Below are 15044 nucleotides of genomic sequence, written 5' to 3' on the forward strand. Positions count from 1 at the left end.
GGCGTACCGCCATGGGAGAACGGCTCGGCGGCGGGGCGGGTCGGGCGGCGCCGTCCGGAGCAGGATCCAGGGCCCGCGGCCGGCCGCCCTCGTCCTGCTGACGGCGACGCTGCTGACCGGCGGGGTCCTAGGCGGGACGGGATCGGCGGACCCTGCGACCACGGTCGTCGCACCAGGTGCGGTCCCCTCCGAGGGGACGGCCCTCGGGATCGTCACGGTGGTCCGCTGACCAGCGGATCACGCGTCCGCGTGGCCGGCCTCCCGGCGGGCGCGGAGCACCATGCGGTAGAGCGACAGGGTGCCCCGATCGGCCATCCCCATCAGGGTGTCCAGCTGCCGGCGGATGAGCACGATGGTCTCGTCGCGGGCCAGCTTCCGGAGGGCCGGGAGCTGCTGGTTCACGTTGTCCCGCCAGAACTCGTAGGTCGGAGCCAGGTCCTCGGAGTGGTCGAGCACCTGCTCCACCGCGAAATCCGCATCGGAGCAGCGGATCATCTGCGGAAGGGTGCTGAAGCCGATCCACGGAAGTGCGTCGGTCAGCCGTTCGTACTCGCCGGCCCGTGCCGGATCGTGCAGCAGCTCCTCGGGCACGCTGAGCGTCTGGACGAAGAAGCGGCCATCGGCCCGCAGATGGTCGGCGGCCCAGCGGAAGAAGCGCCGTAGCCGGAGGTCGAGAAGCCCCGCCCGGCTCTCGTGCAGCGTGCCCAGGTGCACGTCCATCTCCACGGCGGCCATCGCGTCGAAAACGGAACCGTCCTGGCCGAGGTGCCGGTCGGCGTTCTCCCAGCTGCTGAGGACGACGTCCAGCCCGCGGGCCACGCACGCATCGTGCTCGGCCTTGCTGACGGTGATGCCCAGGGCCTTGGCGCCCCGCTCCTGCGCGGCCGCCAGCAGCTGGCCCCGGCCGCAGCCGACGTCGACGAACGTCGTCCCGGAGCCCACGCGGAGTGCGTCGAGGACGAGACGGTCCCGCTCGGCCCACGCCTGGCGAGGGTCCGCGCCGTTCCCGAACCTGGCCGTCGAGTAGGTGGCGAACCCCTGGAAGACCAGGGCGTCGGCGGCCGGCGGAATGCCTACGTACTCGGCTTCCTCCACCCGCTTGCGTCGGGCGTTCTCCAGCATGTCGAAGCCGGGGTCGAGGGAGTACTCGTAGCCCTCGACGGTGGCGAGGGTGAGGAACAGCCGGCTGTAGCGATGCCGCAGCTGGAGGCCGTGCGCGCCCAGCACGTGCAGCAGGTCGACGAACATGCGGGAGAAGGAGGGCCGGCCCCCGGAATCCACCCAGTGCGTCCGCACCACCGCGCCCAGATCCTGGAGCGCCGCGGGGGACGGGTCGTCGCCAGTTCCGGCGCCCCCGGTGGCGCCGGTGAGGTGCCGGAGGACGTAGGTCGCCGCGAACTCGTCGAACCCGTCCATGACGGCGGAGTAGAAGGTGAGCAGGTGCTGGCGCTCCTCGGTGGACAGCTGGTGCACCAGGCCCAGGTCGACAAGCACGATGCGACCGTCCGCCGTCCAGAAGAAGTTGCCGGGGTGCAGGTCGGCGTGGCACAGGCCCGAGACGAAGACCATGCGGTCCACGAGGTCGTCGAGCCGACGGGCGAGGTCGGCGGGAGCGAGACGGACCTTGTCGATGTCGTAGGGCCCGATCTCGTCGACGAACTCGGTGACGAGCACCTCGGCGGTGCACAGGTCGCTGTGCACGCGGGGTATCCGCACCGTCTCGTCCGCGGCGAACTGCCGGGCGAAGCGCCGGTAGTTGCGTGCCTCGTGCCTGAGGTCGGTCTGGGACAGCAGCAGATCCCGCAGCTCGGTCACGAGGCCCTGCAGGTTGAGCACCCGTGCCGGTCGACTCACCCGCTCAGCGGTCCGGGCGGCCGCCAGCAGGACGGCGAAGTTGGCCCGCAGCTCACGCTCCACGCCGGGGCGCAGGATCTTGACCGCCACCTCCTCACCGCTCGCCAGCCGGCCGCGATGCACCTGGGCCACGGTCCCGGCGGCGATGGGACGCCGGGTCAGCTCCGCGAACCTCGCCTCGAAACCCCCGGGATAGGCCCGCGCGAGAACCGCCTCCACGGTGCCGGGGGGCTCGGCGGGAAGCCGGTCGCGCAGAGCGGCCAGCTCACGCGCCCAGTGCGGCGGGAGGACGTCCGTGCGCGTGCTCAGCACCTGACCGACCTTGGTCCAGGCCGGTCCGAGGTCGATGAGCAGCGCGCGTACCCGCGCCGGCAGTTGCTCCCGAGCCGACGCGGCGCTGCGGAGGAGACCGGGCAGGTGGGCGGTCAGCCGTATCCGCGCATGCCTGCCACGGGAATCCGGCGCCGAGCGCCGCTCGCGCGCGGGGACCCGGCCGGCATCCACGTCAGGCCGTGGCCAGCTGCTCGTCGGACAGCTCCTCGACGAGCACCCGGACGTGGTCGCGAGTCGCCGTGTTGCCCTTGCGCTCGTGCAGCGCCAGGGCGGTGTGCGCGGCACGGAGCGCGTCGGCAGGACGTCCGTCCTCCCGCAGGAGCAGCGCCAGCTCGAAGTGCGCGTCTCCCCGGAAGGACAGCAGATCGGTTCCGGCGACCTGCTCGGTGGCCTCCTGCGCCAAGCGCACGGCGTCGGCCGTACGCCCGGTACCGGCGAGCACGCGAGCACGCGCCACCCGCCACTGGAACTGGCTGATGACATCCCCGGGATCGGCCGTCCGTTCGCTGATCCCCGCGTACCTGCCGGCCTCGTGGTGCAGCCCCTGCAGGCTCAACGCGTGGGCGAGCAGGGCGGCGCAGGAGCTGAGGTACGACGACTCGCCCATGGTGTCGAGGACGTCGAACCCCTTCCTCGCCTCGGCCTCGGCGGCGAGCACGTCGCCGGCCACGAGCTCGCGGATGGCGAACTCGACCGATGCCTGAGCGGCAGCCAGTCGCAGACCGAGGTCCTCCAGGATCGCGAGGCTTTCCCCGCCGAGTTCGCGTGCGTGCGCGAACTCGCCGCGCATGGCGTGCAGACCGGCCAGGGTCTTGAGGACCGAGGCCCGCATGCGCCGGTCGTCGCCGGCCGCGGCGAGCAGCTCCTGGCAGCGGTCGATGCCCTCGTCGACCGGTGTGGGTCCGATGAGCGTGTAGAAGGCCAGCTGGGTGAGGGCGTAGTTGAGCTGCCGCGTCTGACCGGCCCGGCGAGCCAGCTCCACGGCCCGGCGGGTGTACGCCTCGGCGATCAGGACCTGACCCTGCACCCAGTGCATCCGGGCGAGCAGGTGCAGGCCGCGCGCCAGGTCCTGGTCGTTCCCCGCAGCCTCGAGCACCGGGAGGAGCTGCTCGATCTCGACGGTGTAACCGGCCAGGCCGGACGGATCGGTGGTCACGCTCAGCTCCGTCCGGGCCAGGACGAGGGCAGGCGGCGGGGGACCGTCGATCTCGGCCGACACGCGGTCCAGCAGGGACCGTGCGTCGTGCAGCCGGCCGGCGTGGAGCAGCACCTCCGCGAGGTCGGCCGCGATGCGGGGTCGGTCTCCTCCCGGCGCCACCTCGGCCGCCCGCTCCAGGAGGGCGAGCGCGGCCGGTACGTCGGAGAGCCCGAACGCCCGGCGGCCCGCGGCGGCGAGATGCCGGGCCGCGCGGGTGGCCAGCCGGAGCTGGTGCTCGTCGGTCATCCCGAGCTCCCGGCGCTGACGGCAGGCCTGCTCGAGGTGGTGACCGAGGATCTCCTCGAACTGCGCGACCCTCCCGACCGCCGCGTGCTCGAGCCAGTCGGCCAACCGCTCGTGCAGTTCGGCGCGCTCCCGCCGCGGCATGGAGTCGTAGGCGGCGTCACGGATCAGGAGGTGCCGGAACCGGAAGGCGTCGTCCCCGAGGAGGGCCGAGCGGTCGGGGCGGATGAGCTCCTTGCGGACCAGCGCCATCAGGCTGCCGGCGACGTCGGAGCGCAGTTCCGAGGGGGAGAGCTCGGCCACCGCGGCCCGGTAGAACGTCTTCCCGACGACACTCGCGCGTTCGATGACGCAGCGTTCCTGCTGGGCCAGCCGATCCAGCCGGGCGGCGAGCAGCGCCGAGATGTTGGGCGGGATGGGGGTCGTCGCCAGGTCGGTCGTGGCCACCCATCGGTCCTCGCGGCGGACCAGGAGGCCCTCGTCGACGAGCATCCCGACGAGTTCCTCGACGAAGAGCGGGTTGCCCTCCGCGGCGGCGGCGATCCGCGCCCGGACCGTCTCCCCGTCGGCCACCGGCCCGAGGAGGTTGCCCACCAGCGTGGCCGACTCCACGGGGGTGAGCGGTTCGAGGAGGATGGAGGTCGCATTCAGCTTGCCGCCGCCCCAGCCCGGACGGACGTCCAGCAACTCCGGCCGGGCCAGGCACAGCAGCAGGATGGGAGCCTCCCGGCTCCAGTCGGCCACGTGCTCCACCAGGTCGAGGAGGGTCGGTTCCGCCCAGTGCAGATCGTCGATCACGACCACGAGCGGACGGCGACGGGCCAGCGACTCGAAGAGCTTGCGGACCGCCCACGGGACCTCCTCCGCGCGGCTGGCGACCTCCACGCCGCCGGTGAGAGCGGCCACCCGGTCGGCCACCAGCTCGCCGTGCTCGTCGTGCCCGAGCAGCTCGGCGAGCCGGACGCGGAGTCGCTCGGGGGACTCGGACTGGTCGACGCCCGCGACCTCACGGACGATCTGGACGAGCGGCCAGAACGTGATGCCGTCCCCGTAGTCGAGGCAGCGCCCCCGGACCACGGTCGCCTGCCGCCGGGCCTCGGTCAGGAACTCGTGGACCAGGCGTGACTTCCCGACGCCGGCCGGACCGAGGACCGTGAACAGGTGGCAGCCAGCCTCTGCCATCGACCGCTCGAAGGCCTGGTCGAGCAGCCGCCTCTCCCGTTCGCGCCCGACCATCGGTGTGTCGGTCCGGCGAGCTCGGCCCATCATGTTCGGCGTCACCGAGGCGACGCGATAGGCCTGGACCGGCTCGTCCTTCCCCTTCAGCGTGAGACCGGTCGCCGGCTCGGCCACCACCGCATCGCGGACCAGCGACCAGGTGACGGACCCGATGAGGATGTCCCCGCTGCCGGCCACCTGCTCCAGCCGGGCGGCCACGTTGACCGCGTCCCCCGTGACCAGCGTCTGACCGCTGGCGGGATCACCGGAGATGACGGGTCCGGTGTTGACGCCGATGCGGACGGCGAGCTGGACCCCCCAGTTCCGCTCGAGCTCGCCGTTCAGCTCCTCGCGCACCGCCTGCCGCAGGTCGGCGGCGGCGCGCACGGCCCGCAGCGCGTCGTCCTCGTGGAGGGTCGGCACGCCGAACACGGCCATGACGGCGTCCCCGATGAACTTCTCGACGATGCCGCCGTGCCGCTGCAGTGCCTCCCGGGCCACCTCGAAGTAGCGGCCCATCACCTGACGCAGGGACTCGGGGTCCAGCCGCGCGCCGAGACGGGTCGAGTCGACCACGTCGCAGAAGAGGACGGTCACGGTCTTGCGGATCTCGCGCTGAGCCCGAGCCTGCTCGGCCACGGGGGCACCGCAGACGCCGCAGAAGCGGAAGCGTGCGGGGATGTCCTCGCCACACGCGCCGCAGGTCGGCATGCCGCGAACGATAGGCCAGCGGACGCCGGACCGGGGATTTCTCCCCGGCCCGGCCTCAGCCGGCCACGAACGAGAACCGGACGTGCCGGGTGTGGTTGTCGACGTTCGTGTCGACCAGGCAGATGCGCTGCCACGTGCCCAGCTGCATCAGGCCCTCGAGCACGGGCACCGTGGCGTGCGGCGGGACGAACGCGGGGAGCACGTGGTCGCGGCCGTGCCCCGGGCTGCCGTGCCGGTGCCGCCAGCGGTCGTCGCGGGGCAGGAGCTGGTCGAGCTGGGTCAGCAGGTCGTCGTCGCTGCCCGAGCCGGTCTCCAGGATGGCGATCCCGGCGGTCGCGTGCGGCACGAAGACCTGCAGCAGGCCGTCGGTCTCCTGCCTGACGAAGTCGGCGCACTCGTCGGTGAGGTCCACGACCACGGGGACGCCGCCGGTACGGACGGCACGTAGCTCCGATCGCATGAGGAGATCTAAGCCGCCCGGGGCGTGCCTCGAGCGGGCGGCCGCAGGCCTCCCGAGCGGGACGCGGGGGAGCTCCACGCAGCGGGGGCACGGCCGTCGGCCGCGGCGCGGCCCGTAGGGTCGCCATGTGCATCGCCCCGACGGCCGTGCGGCCGACCAGCTCCGTCCGGTGACCATCACGCGCAACTGGCTCGACCACGCGGAGGGCTCCGTGCTGGTCGAGTTCGGCCGCACCCGGGTGCTCTGCGCGGCCAGCGTCACCGAGGGCGTGCCCCGGTGGCGCAAGGGTTCAGGACTGGGCTGGGTGACCGCCGAGTACGCGATGCTGCCGCGCGCCACCCACACCCGCAGCGACCGCGAGTCGGTCAAGGGCCGCATCGGTGGGCGCACGCACGAGATCAGCCGGCTCGTCGGCCGGTCCCTGCGCGCCTCGATCGACCTCGCGGCGCTGGGCGAGAACAGCATCGCCATCGACTGCGACGTCCTGCAGGCCGACGGCGGCACCCGGACCGCCGCGATCACCGGCGCCTACGTCGCCCTGGCCGACGCCGTGTCATGGCTCGGCGAGCGGAAGAAGCTGGCCCGCGTCACGGCGATCGTGCAGTCGGTCGCGGCCGTCAGCGTGGGCGTCATCGACGGGGAGCCCCGCCTCGACCTCGCCTACGAGGAGGACGTGCGCGCGGGCACCGACATGAACGTCGTCTGCACCGGGAACGGCAACTTCGTGGAAGTCCAGGGCACGGCCGAGGGCGCCGTCTTCGACCGGAAGACCCTCGATGCGCTGCTCGACCTCGCCGTGGCCGGGTGCGGGGAGCTGTCCCGGCTGCAGGCCGACGCGCTGGCCCGATGAGCACGCGGCTGCTGCTGGCGACCCGGAACCCGGGCAAGCTCGCCGAGCTGCGGCGCCTGCTGGAGAGCGCCGTCCCCGGGGTCGAGGTGGTCGGCCTCCGCGACGTGCCCGCCTACCCGGAGGCGCCGGAGACCGGCGCGACCTTCGCCGAGAACGCGCTGCTGAAGGCCCGCGAGGCGGTGCGGTACACCGACCTGCCGGCGGTGGCCGACGACTCGGGACTGACGGTCGACGCGCTCAACGGCATGCCCGGCGTGCTGTCCGCCCGCTGGTCCGGCCGGCACGGGGACGACGACGCGAACACCGCCCTGCTGCTCGGGCAGATCGCCGACGTGCCCGACGAGCGGCGCGGCGCGGCGTTCGTGTGCGCGGCGGCCCTCGTCACCCCCGACGGCACGGAGCGGGTGCTCGAGGCGCAGTGGCGGGGGCGGCTGATCCGGGAGAAGCGCGGCAGCAACGGCTTCGGCTACGACCCGGTCTTCGTGCCCGAGGGGCTCGACGTCACCTCCGCCGAGCTGGCCCCGGAGGAGAAGGACGCGCGCAGCCACCGGGGTCAGGCGTTCGCCGCCCTGGTCCCCGTGCTCGCCGAGGTCCTCCGCGGCCGCTGACGTCGGTCGGCGGTGCGGACCTCAGTCGGGATCCGCGAAGCCCAGCCAGTCCAACGGGTCCTCGTCGCGCAGCGCGTCGAACATCTCCCGGCCCCACTCCGGCTCGGCGTGCCGGCCCCGGCGGCCGAGATCGAGATCGGTGGCCACGGCGTCCATGACCGAGACGGAGTCCGGTGCCCTGTGCCGGCCGGTGGGCACCCACCGGGCCGGCGGCGGCGTGACGACCGCTGCGCGGACGATCGCCGTGGGCAGCCAGGTGGCCGAGGAGGCGGAGCTCGTCATACCTGGTAGTTCGGATCGGCCGCCGCCCGTCCCGAGGACCGGCCGTGCGCTCCCCACCCGGACGGGGGAGGGGCGGCACGGGAGGAGGACCTGCGGGCCGATCCCGGACGGCTCGTGCCGCTCGCCGCGGAGCACGGTACCGAGGTCGTCGGCCACGACCCGGTCCGATCGGCCGGGCGTGACCCGGCCCCCGCGCGGGCACAGGGAGCCGGTGCGAGTTCACGTGGACGAGGTCCGGTCGCTGCGCTTCGACGACGGGACGCCGGTGACCGCGGCCTCCGGTGTCGCGCCGCTGGGCGAGGGCTGGCTGGTGGCGCAGGACGACGCGACGTCCGCCGCCTGGCTGCGCGACGGCCGGATCACGCCGGTGCGGGTGCTCCCGCCGGTGAAGGGGCTGGACGTGTTCAGCGAGAGGGCGGGGACCAAGCACCTCAAGCCGGACCTGGAGGTCGCCTGCCCGGCCGAGGTGGACGGCGAGCCGGCCGTCCTGCTCCTCGGTTCCGGCTCCACGCCCCGGCGCATGCGGGGGGTCCTCGTGCGCCTGGAGGAGGGCCGGCCGGTGGCGCAGGCCGGGGACCTCGGGGCGCTCTACGGGCGGGTGGCCCAGCGGCTGGAGCTGCCGATGGAGCAGCTCAACCTGGAGGGCGCGAGCCGGCACGGCGACACGGTGCGCTGGTTCAACCGCGGCAACCTCCGGGCCGGCGTGCACTCCGCGAGCGTCGACGTGCCGCTGCACGCGCTGGTCGCCGCGGTCCTGGGCCGGGCCGAGCCGGGATCGGTGCCGGTCGACGTTCCGCGGGTCTACGAGCTCGGCGCGGTCGAGGGTGTCGGGCTGGCGGTCACCGACGCGGTCGCGCTGCCCGACGGGCGCCTCCTCCTCAGCGCCGCCGCGGAGGACGCGCCCAACGCCGTCGACGACGGTCCCGTGGTGGCCACGGCACTGGCGCTCCTGGACGGGGGGACCGTCGTGGACCTCGCGCCGATCCCCGAGGTGGACGGGCACGTGCACAAGGTCGAGGGCCTGGCGCTGCGCGGGGTCCGCGGCGACACCGTCTCGCTGCTGGCCGTGGTCGACGACGACGACCCCGGCACGCCGTCGGCCGAGCTGGAACTGCGCGCCGTCCTGACGTGAAGCCCTCCCGCCCGGATCCGCGTGCCGGACGCCGGTAGCCGACAGCCGGGCTGTCGCCGGGACGACAGCACGTACCGCCTCGTCCCAGCACGGTTGGCCCATCGGCCCGGAGGTGCGGGCCACCGGAGTTCGGGGAGCTGACATGAACGAGACCACCAGGCAGCGGGCCGCCGCGGGGGGACGCCACACGCTGACCGCGCTCGCCGGCATCTCGGCCGCCGCGGCGATCGCGGTGCTGCAGCCGGCGCCGGCGCTCGCCGCGGAACTGGGCGACGCCGAGAAGTCGATCCTCCACGTCGGCATCACGTGGGAGGGCTACATCGAGTACCCGACGGACAGCGGCACGGTGTGGTCCGACAAGGTCACCGCCTACGGCGCCTGCACCGGGTGGTTCGCCAGCGAGGAGGGGCACATCGTCACGGCCGGGCACTGCATCGACCCGGAGAAGGGGCGCGAGAACCTCCTGCGCCGGTTCCTGACCGGGTACGACGCCCTCGATCTGCTGCCCGAGGCGATGGTCTACTGGAAGGTGGAGGGCAACACGCAGGGGTCGGACCCGCTCCGGTCGGTCTCGGTCATCCAGCCGTCCGCCGTCGAGGGCGCGGTCATCGACTCGCCGCTGACGGTGCAGGTCATCGATCACCTGCCCCTCGCGGACGGAGACCTGGCGCTGCTCAAGGCCAACGGGCTCTCGGACTCGACGCCCGCTCTGCCGGTCGCCACGGACCGCCCGGCCATCGGCGATCCCATCACGGCCATCGGCTTCCCGGGCTCCGTGGAGGACGTCGTCGACGGCGCACGCGTCCGGGCCTCGTTCAAGAGCGGCACGGTGAGCTCCTCCCAGGTCAGCCCGGAGGGCGTGGCCGGCACGGAGATCAACGCCGACATCTCGCCCGGTATGTCGGGTGGACCCACCATCAACGCGGCCGGCGAGGTGCTCGGTGTCAACAGCTTCCTGATCCGCGGAGAGGAGCAAAGCTTCAACTTCATCACCGACGTCGACGCACTCCGCTCCTTCCTCCAGAAGCACGACTTCCCGCTCGGGACCGGCAGCGCCTCTGCGGGTGACGGGGGAGCCCCGGCCGACGGGTCCCTGACGCCGGTGGACGCCCCGGCCGTGCGCTCCGACGGAAGTGGCGTCCCCGCGTGGCTGTACGTCGCAGGCGGCCTCGCTCTCGTGCTGCTGACCAACGTCGGCCTGGTCCTCGCGCTGCAGCGTCGCCACGGCTCCCCGGTCGCGACGGAGACCCAGGGGGCCGCCGCCCCCACGGACGCCACCGCCCCCACGGACTCCGCCGCGGCGCAGCAGCCCTGCGGCCACGCCGACAACCCGCCGGACGCCCGCTTCTGCCACGACTGCGGCAGCCGGTTGGCGACCGGGAGCCAGGTCGGAGCCGCATCGTCGGCCTAGATCCCCACGGCCGGGCCGTGCCCTCCCGGTCGACGACGAGAAGCCCCGGGCTCCTCGGACGCCGACCAGGAGGGCACGGTCGCGCGCGTGCCCGGCGCAGGGACGGCGCGGGTGCGTCACCGTCGGAACGGGTGAGGACGGGGGGCCGGGAAAGGGGAGTCGTCCGCGCGCGGCGGCCTCGGGCGCACGTTCCCGGATGCGGCCGCCCTCTGTCCGTTCCCGCCCGACGGCGCCCGTCGATGGTCCCGTCCGGTGCCACGGCCGAGTGCGGGAGGGGGGAGTCGAACTCCTGTCAATGGCTAAGCAGCCAGATGCCTTCAGGTGCTCTGATCTGCACGTCTGCCTTCCGTCAGAGACTCCGACGGGCACCTAACTGCATCGGAATACCCCCCAATGCGCCGGCGGCAGTATCACGTGCAGTATCACGAGCCAGGTCCGGGCGGCGGGAGGGACTTCAGCGGGGACCCGCCTCACTCGCGGCCGCAGATCGCCCCAGGCCACGCGGCCACGACGGGAGTCGCTGGGCCGGGGCAGAGGCGGACGCTCGCCGGACACGGCAGATCAGTCCCTTGTCGCGTCGGGTGCCTACCGGTCGTCAGAGCTGGCCTCGTGAACCTCTGTAAGGGCGTCGTCGACCATGACCCCCAGGGCAGCCAGCAGGGGTAGGCGGGGAATGAGCACCCGTCGACCGAGACGGAGGGCCGGCAACTCGCCGTTCTCGATGGCGCGGGTCACCGTGCGCACGTCTACGCCGAAGACGGCAGCAGCCTGGGCGAGCGTCACTACGGCGGCTCGGCTGATCCGCAATTCCTCGAGATCCACGGGACTCCCTGGGTGTCGGCGACGGGGTCGCCGTGATGCGGCGACGTGCGGTCGCTGCCCAGCGTGAGGGACAGGTCTCCAGGACTCCTCCAGTCCGGCTGCGATCGGCAGCGTCTCCCGCGCATGGCGAGGCAGTCCCACCTGTAGAGATCCTCCGGTCCTGATCACGGCGTACTGGAGCCATACCGGAGAACGCGCTCAGCGCAGGTTCGGTGGGCGACTGGCCTGCTGACGGCGCCGGAGTGCTTCCAGTAGTGACTGCAGTGCCTCGCGCAGCGCTCCGAGGTCGCGGTCGTAGACGCGGCCGTCGTCCAGTTGGTGCGTCAGTTCGCCAAGCAGCCTGGCCCAGTCTCGGCGAGTGGGCGCCGCTGGGACGGGGACCTCAACGCGCCGCTCCACAATGTCGACGGCGGACCGGCTGGAGGCTGCGGCTCGCGCTTGCTCCCAGGCGCGGTGCCGGCAGGTGGCCGAGCACCACTTCGGGATCGGCCCGCGGCTTCGCGGAGTGATGGGCCCATGGCACCACCCGCATGTGGTCGCCGCAGTCCGTCGTTCCCGAGCAACAACGCCGGGATCGGACGCGGGCGAGCGAGCCTCCTTGCTCTGTGCGCGTTGGGACTGCTGGCGTCGTTGCTGCTCTCGCTCCCGCCGCCGAGCCCGGTAGGCGGGGCTTCCGCTGTTTCCCATGCGGACGACATTGCAGACGAGCCTCCGGTAACTCGTCACCACGAATTGCGGAACCCCGGGGGCATGAGGTGTGTGGCACTTGATCCTGGTCTTTCTCCAGTAGCGAAAGGAGCAGGATGGCCCAGTGGAACAGAGCACCAGAATCGACGTCGAGGCGCCGGTCGAGAAGGTCTGGGAGGTGCTGCGCGAGGTTGAGCGGTGGCCGGAGTGGGCGCCGACGGTGACCTCGGTTCGACGCCTGGACGACGGGCCGCTCGCGGTCGGGTCGCGCGTCCGGGTGGAGCAGCCCCGGATCCCCCCGACCGAGTACGTGGTGACCGAGCTCCAGCCGAGCCGCTGGTTCACCTGGGTGGCCACCGGCCCGGGCGTCCGCACCACCGCTCGGCACCTGCTCGAGGAACTCGGTCCTGGCAGCACGCGTGTGACGCTGGCGGTGGAGCAGGCCGGTCCGGTGGGCGTGGTGATGGGACGGTTTTACCGTCGCCTCACTGATCGCTACCTGACCGCCGAGGCCGAGGGGATCAAGGCCAGAAGCGAAAGACAGGTGTGAAGTCCGGCCGTGCGCTAGTTAGCACGCGTGGCTGGGGACCGTCCCTGAAGGCGGCTTAAGGGACAGCGATCCAGGCTGTTCAGTCGGGCTGGGGGCCTTCATCAGGGCCTCGGACCCAGGCGAGGAACCGATCTTCGTCCGCTTGTGACAGCGGCCAGTCGGCATCGCGCCGCCAGAGGACGCGCCCCACCCCGCAGAGTCGCGCACCCTCATACATGGGCAGTTCCGCCCCGGCATCGATCTCCGCCCATGCAGAGAGCATCGGTGGATGCGGCGGGACGATGACGACGCGAACGATCTCCCCGGGGTGGATGTCCTCTCGGGAGAACGCCATGACCGGCGCGCCCGTCCCCTCCTGGGGCCTCATCCCGGGCAATCCCCAGTCCGGCCGGTACCTGAAGCGCGCCACCTCGTCACTGCCGCCCGGAAGAGGAGTCTCTCGTCCTCCATGCTCGGTCGTCGTGAGCCTCAGCAGCACACCGAAGGCGAAGGTTCGGTAGGGCTCACTTCTCGGCACCGACTTGCGCTTGAGCCGGGCACGGAACACGCCACGCACACTAGACACCGACGGGTGCGGTGCCGAACCGTCCCACGGGTGTCTCTAAGTGGGCCGCTCAGAGACACCTCGAGCCGACCACCCAGGGATCCGATTTCGTGGATGGCGATCTGACCCACCGTGACGGCAGGCCGAGGACGGCTGCGAAACACGCGAGAAGACTGCCAATCAGTCCTGTACGGGAGCGGCTCGATCCGATCTCCCTGTCATGAGCCGACTGCTGCTCGCCTTGACCGTCCTGTTCATCCTGTCCGGCCTTGCCCTCGTGATCGTTGTGCGAACCGGCTCGGCCCAGCACCTCCCTGAGCTGGTCGTCGCCATCGGAGGGGTGATGACACTCTTCGTGAGACGGCCAACTCGAGACCGGGACGACGAGTGAGCAGTCAAGGCGGCCTGAGGGTTCCAGCTCGCGCACCCCGGTCCCTGGACTGCTGTAGCCCGCGTCCCTAGGTGGGCCGCTCTGGGACAGGGGCGAGAGAGGCGGCGGACGGCCCGTCCTGGTCTGCGCACTCTGCCGTTGGCCAAGGCGCTCGCGAAGCCCGGCGCGGCCGAGGGCGGCATCGAACCGGCCGTCGGCCAGTAGCTGTTCAGCCCGCTGCACCATCTGCGCGAGACTCTCGAGCTCCGTAGGTAGTTCCTCGAAGCGCACGAAGGCCTCGTCGTACAGCGGCGCGAGCGGCGCAAGTCCATCGGTGCGCACGTGGGGTCGCAACCGGGTGACCCAAGCGGTCTCCTCAGCGAATTGGTCGTCGTAGATGTCCTGACGCTTCACCCAGAGCAGCAGCTCGGCAAGCGCCTCTTCCAACAGCTCTGCACGCAATCGGACGTCGGCGGCGGCCATGCCGGCCAGTATCGCGAGGGGGGAGCGGCGTCCCTTAGTGGGCCGCTCAAGGACGGAGGGCGCCTGGAGTGACATCTGGTCATGACCAACGTGATGCGGTGACGTCGCCGTCGAAGCGACCTGTCGTGACCTCAGAGAGGACCTCCCGGACGATGTCAAGGAAGGGCCGTGCCGGTCTGTCATTGATGTTGATCGGCGCTGTGAGCTCGATCGGCCGCGGGTCGCCGCCGATGTAGACGCACACCAGGCCTTGCTCGCCGTAGACGTCGATCACAACGTCGAGCGCGCCGGGGGCACGGGGGGTGACGCGCAGACGCAGGTAGTCGAGGTCATGCTCGGGAGCGTCCGGGTACTGCTGCAGCCGTCCACGGCTCTCCTCGATCTCAGCTGCGCCAGAGGGCAGGGTCGCCAACGTCTCCGCGATCAACGACCTGATGCCATCAATGTCCACTGGGCCGTGTGAGGGGAGGGTCGACCGCCGTCGCCATCTGCGGAACACAGTGCTACTTCTCCTGTTCCGGGCTCGGGTGACAGCTCCACTCGTGCTTCAAAGTGTGTCTCTGACTGGGCCGCTTCGGGACACAGCGCGGACCTAGGGAGATGCGAAAGGTCGGGCGACTGGCCACCTGCGACTGAGGTCCCTAGACCAGCTACTTGCCTCGGCGGCGGCGACGGACCTCGACGACGGTCATCACGACCGCTCCCACGAGGCCGCCGAAAAACAGGATGGCGCTAACAATCTGGTTGTCGTCATCGCCCTCGATAGGAGCAACCGCCAACAGGAATGACCAGGCCTCGTTCATAGTGCCGACTATCCCGTTCGTCACTCACTCGCTCTCGGAGTCGCCACGCGGGGCGGGACCGTGTTGCCAGCTCCTGGCAGCTGACTTCAGCGCCGCTGGGAGCATCGCACCGGTCATGGCCGCGGCGGCGCTGATAGGGCCAAATGTCGCCCGCAAACGGCCCACTCTTGGCTTGGCAGCTACGGCGCTGGCGACGAGCGTGAAGCTGCTGACGAAGAGGATGCCCATTGCCACGTACTCGCCCGTACTGTCGGCGACGACGCGGCTGTAGCCGCCCGCTCTGACGGCGGCGACGACCAACATCCCGGCCCATACCGCCCAGGCGACGAGGTGGACGCGCGCGTAGGTCACCGTTCGATCTGGCATGGTCCGGTGACAGTAAGCACCGAGGACTCAGCGTCGCTTCATCTGCGGCGGGCGTCCCTAGTTGTACTGACCGGACAGGTTGGTCAAGCGGGTGATGGGCGGGCGGTTGCCGATCGCGG

At 71.8% G+C, this 15044-nt stretch carries 15 protein-coding genes; 5 read left to right on the top strand and 10 right to left on the bottom strand.

Annotation, left to right across the window (positions count from 1 at the left end; all coding sequences use genetic code 11):
- Window positions 1-237 precede the first annotated feature (237 nt).
- The 3 genes from ACFSHS_RS18840 to ACFSHS_RS18850 form a co-directional block, all read right to left on the bottom strand.
- The gene (locus tag ACFSHS_RS18840; RefSeq protein ID WP_376879426.1) at window positions 238-2166 is read right to left on the bottom strand and encodes an AarF/UbiB family protein; all 1929 of its coding nucleotides are present in this window, start codon (window positions 2164-2166) and stop codon (window positions 238-240) included.
- A 193-nt stretch (window positions 2167-2359) separates the two neighbouring features.
- Window positions 2360-5557 carry an ATP-binding protein gene (locus ACFSHS_RS18845; protein WP_376879428.1) on the bottom strand — a complete coding sequence of 1066 codons (3198 nt, stop codon included), beginning with the start codon at window positions 5555-5557 and terminating at the stop codon, window positions 2360-2362.
- Window positions 5558-5612: 55 nt separating this feature from the next.
- Window positions 5613-6017 carry a YjbQ family protein gene (locus ACFSHS_RS18850; RefSeq protein WP_376879430.1) on the bottom strand — a complete coding sequence of 135 codons (405 nt, stop codon included), beginning with the start codon at window positions 6015-6017 and terminating at the stop codon, window positions 5613-5615.
- A gap of 127 nt (window positions 6018-6144) precedes the next feature.
- On the opposite strand from ACFSHS_RS18850, the gene rph reads away from it, so the two are divergent.
- Complete coding sequence (gene rph, locus ACFSHS_RS18855) at window positions 6145-6867, top strand: ribonuclease PH (protein ID WP_376879433.1); 723 nt, start codon at window positions 6145-6147, stop codon at window positions 6865-6867.
- Window positions 6864-7475, top strand: coding sequence for an RdgB/HAM1 family non-canonical purine NTP pyrophosphatase (gene rdgB / locus ACFSHS_RS18860; protein ID WP_376879436.1), 612 nt, complete (start codon window positions 6864-6866; stop codon window positions 7473-7475). Before rph ends, rdgB begins: the two co-directional genes overlap by 4 nt.
- A gap of 21 nt (window positions 7476-7496) precedes the next feature.
- Here the strand turns inward: rdgB and ACFSHS_RS18865 are convergent, their stop codons facing one another.
- Window positions 7497-7757, bottom strand: coding sequence for a hypothetical protein (locus ACFSHS_RS18865; protein ID WP_376879439.1), 261 nt, complete (start codon window positions 7755-7757; stop codon window positions 7497-7499).
- Window positions 7758-7968: 211 nt separating this feature from the next.
- Between ACFSHS_RS18865 and ACFSHS_RS18870 the strand changes: the two genes are divergently transcribed.
- Both ACFSHS_RS18870 and ACFSHS_RS18875 read left to right on the top strand, forming a co-directional pair.
- Window positions 7969-8889 (top strand): DUF6910 family protein, encoded by a 921-nt coding sequence (locus ACFSHS_RS18870; RefSeq protein WP_376879441.1) that lies wholly within the window; start codon window positions 7969-7971, stop codon window positions 8887-8889.
- Window positions 8890-9031: 142 nt separating this feature from the next.
- On the top strand, window positions 9032-10300 hold the full coding sequence (locus ACFSHS_RS18875; protein WP_376879443.1) for a trypsin-like peptidase domain-containing protein: 1269 nt from the start codon (window positions 9032-9034) through the stop codon (window positions 10298-10300).
- 585 nt (window positions 10301-10885) lie between these two features.
- Here ACFSHS_RS18875 and ACFSHS_RS18880 read toward each other — a convergent pair.
- Complete coding sequence (locus tag ACFSHS_RS18880) at window positions 10886-11122, bottom strand: helix-turn-helix domain-containing protein (RefSeq protein WP_376879445.1); 237 nt, start codon at window positions 11120-11122, stop codon at window positions 10886-10888.
- Between the two features lie 811 nt (window positions 11123-11933).
- Between ACFSHS_RS18880 and ACFSHS_RS18885 the strand changes: the two genes are divergently transcribed.
- On the top strand, window positions 11934-12359 hold the full coding sequence (locus ACFSHS_RS18885) for an SRPBCC family protein (RefSeq protein WP_376879447.1): 426 nt from the start codon (window positions 11934-11936) through the stop codon (window positions 12357-12359).
- A 79-nt stretch (window positions 12360-12438) separates the two neighbouring features.
- On the opposite strand, the gene ACFSHS_RS18890 is transcribed toward ACFSHS_RS18885, so the two are convergent.
- From ACFSHS_RS18890 to ACFSHS_RS18910, 5 genes are all read right to left on the bottom strand, one after another.
- A complete protein-coding gene (locus ACFSHS_RS18890; RefSeq protein ID WP_376879449.1) occupies window positions 12439-12906 on the bottom strand; it encodes a hypothetical protein in 468 nt (155 codons plus the stop codon).
- 67 nt (window positions 12907-12973) lie between these two features.
- Window positions 12974-13756, bottom strand: coding sequence for a hypothetical protein (locus ACFSHS_RS18895; RefSeq protein ID WP_376879451.1), 783 nt, complete (start codon window positions 13754-13756; stop codon window positions 12974-12976).
- Window positions 13757-13835: 79 nt separating this feature from the next.
- On the bottom strand, window positions 13836-14183 hold the full coding sequence (locus tag ACFSHS_RS18900; RefSeq protein WP_376879454.1) for a hypothetical protein: 348 nt from the start codon (window positions 14181-14183) through the stop codon (window positions 13836-13838).
- 223 nt (window positions 14184-14406) lie between these two features.
- A complete protein-coding gene (locus tag ACFSHS_RS18905; protein ID WP_376879456.1) occupies window positions 14407-14559 on the bottom strand; it encodes a hypothetical protein in 153 nt (50 codons plus the stop codon).
- Between the two features lie 24 nt (window positions 14560-14583).
- Window positions 14584-14910 (bottom strand): hypothetical protein, encoded by a 327-nt coding sequence (locus ACFSHS_RS18910; protein ID WP_376879458.1) that lies wholly within the window; start codon window positions 14908-14910, stop codon window positions 14584-14586.
- Between the last annotated feature and the right edge of the window lie 134 nt (window positions 14911-15044).

Origin of the sequence: Blastococcus deserti, assembly GCF_042682525.1 — a bacterium.
GTDB lineage: Bacteria > Actinomycetota > Actinomycetes > Mycobacteriales > Geodermatophilaceae > Blastococcus_B > Blastococcus_B deserti.

Bases quoted from the DNA above. Each gene is read 5' to 3' on its own strand.
- ACFSHS_RS18875 (WP_376879443.1), top strand. From the start codon at position 9,032: ATGAACGAGACCACCAGGCAGCGGGCCGCCGCGGGGGGACGCCACACG.
- rdgB (WP_376879436.1), top strand. From the start codon at position 6,864: ATGAGCACGCGGCTGCTGCTGGCGACCCGGAACCCGGGCAAGCTCGCC.
- ACFSHS_RS18850 (WP_376879430.1), bottom strand. From the start codon at position 6,017: ATGCGATCGGAGCTACGTGCCGTCCGTACCGGCGGCGTCCCCGTGGTC.
- ACFSHS_RS18865 (WP_376879439.1), bottom strand. From the start codon at position 7,757: ATGACGAGCTCCGCCTCCTCGGCCACCTGGCTGCCCACGGCGATCGTC.
- ACFSHS_RS18895 (WP_376879451.1), bottom strand. From the start codon at position 13,756: ATGGCCGCCGCCGACGTCCGATTGCGTGCAGAGCTGTTGGAAGAGGCG.
- ACFSHS_RS18845 (WP_376879428.1), bottom strand. From the start codon at position 5,557: ATGCCGACCTGCGGCGCGTGTGGCGAGGACATCCCCGCACGCTTCCGC.
- ACFSHS_RS18905 (WP_376879456.1), bottom strand. From the start codon at position 14,559: ATGAACGAGGCCTGGTCATTCCTGTTGGCGGTTGCTCCTATCGAGGGC.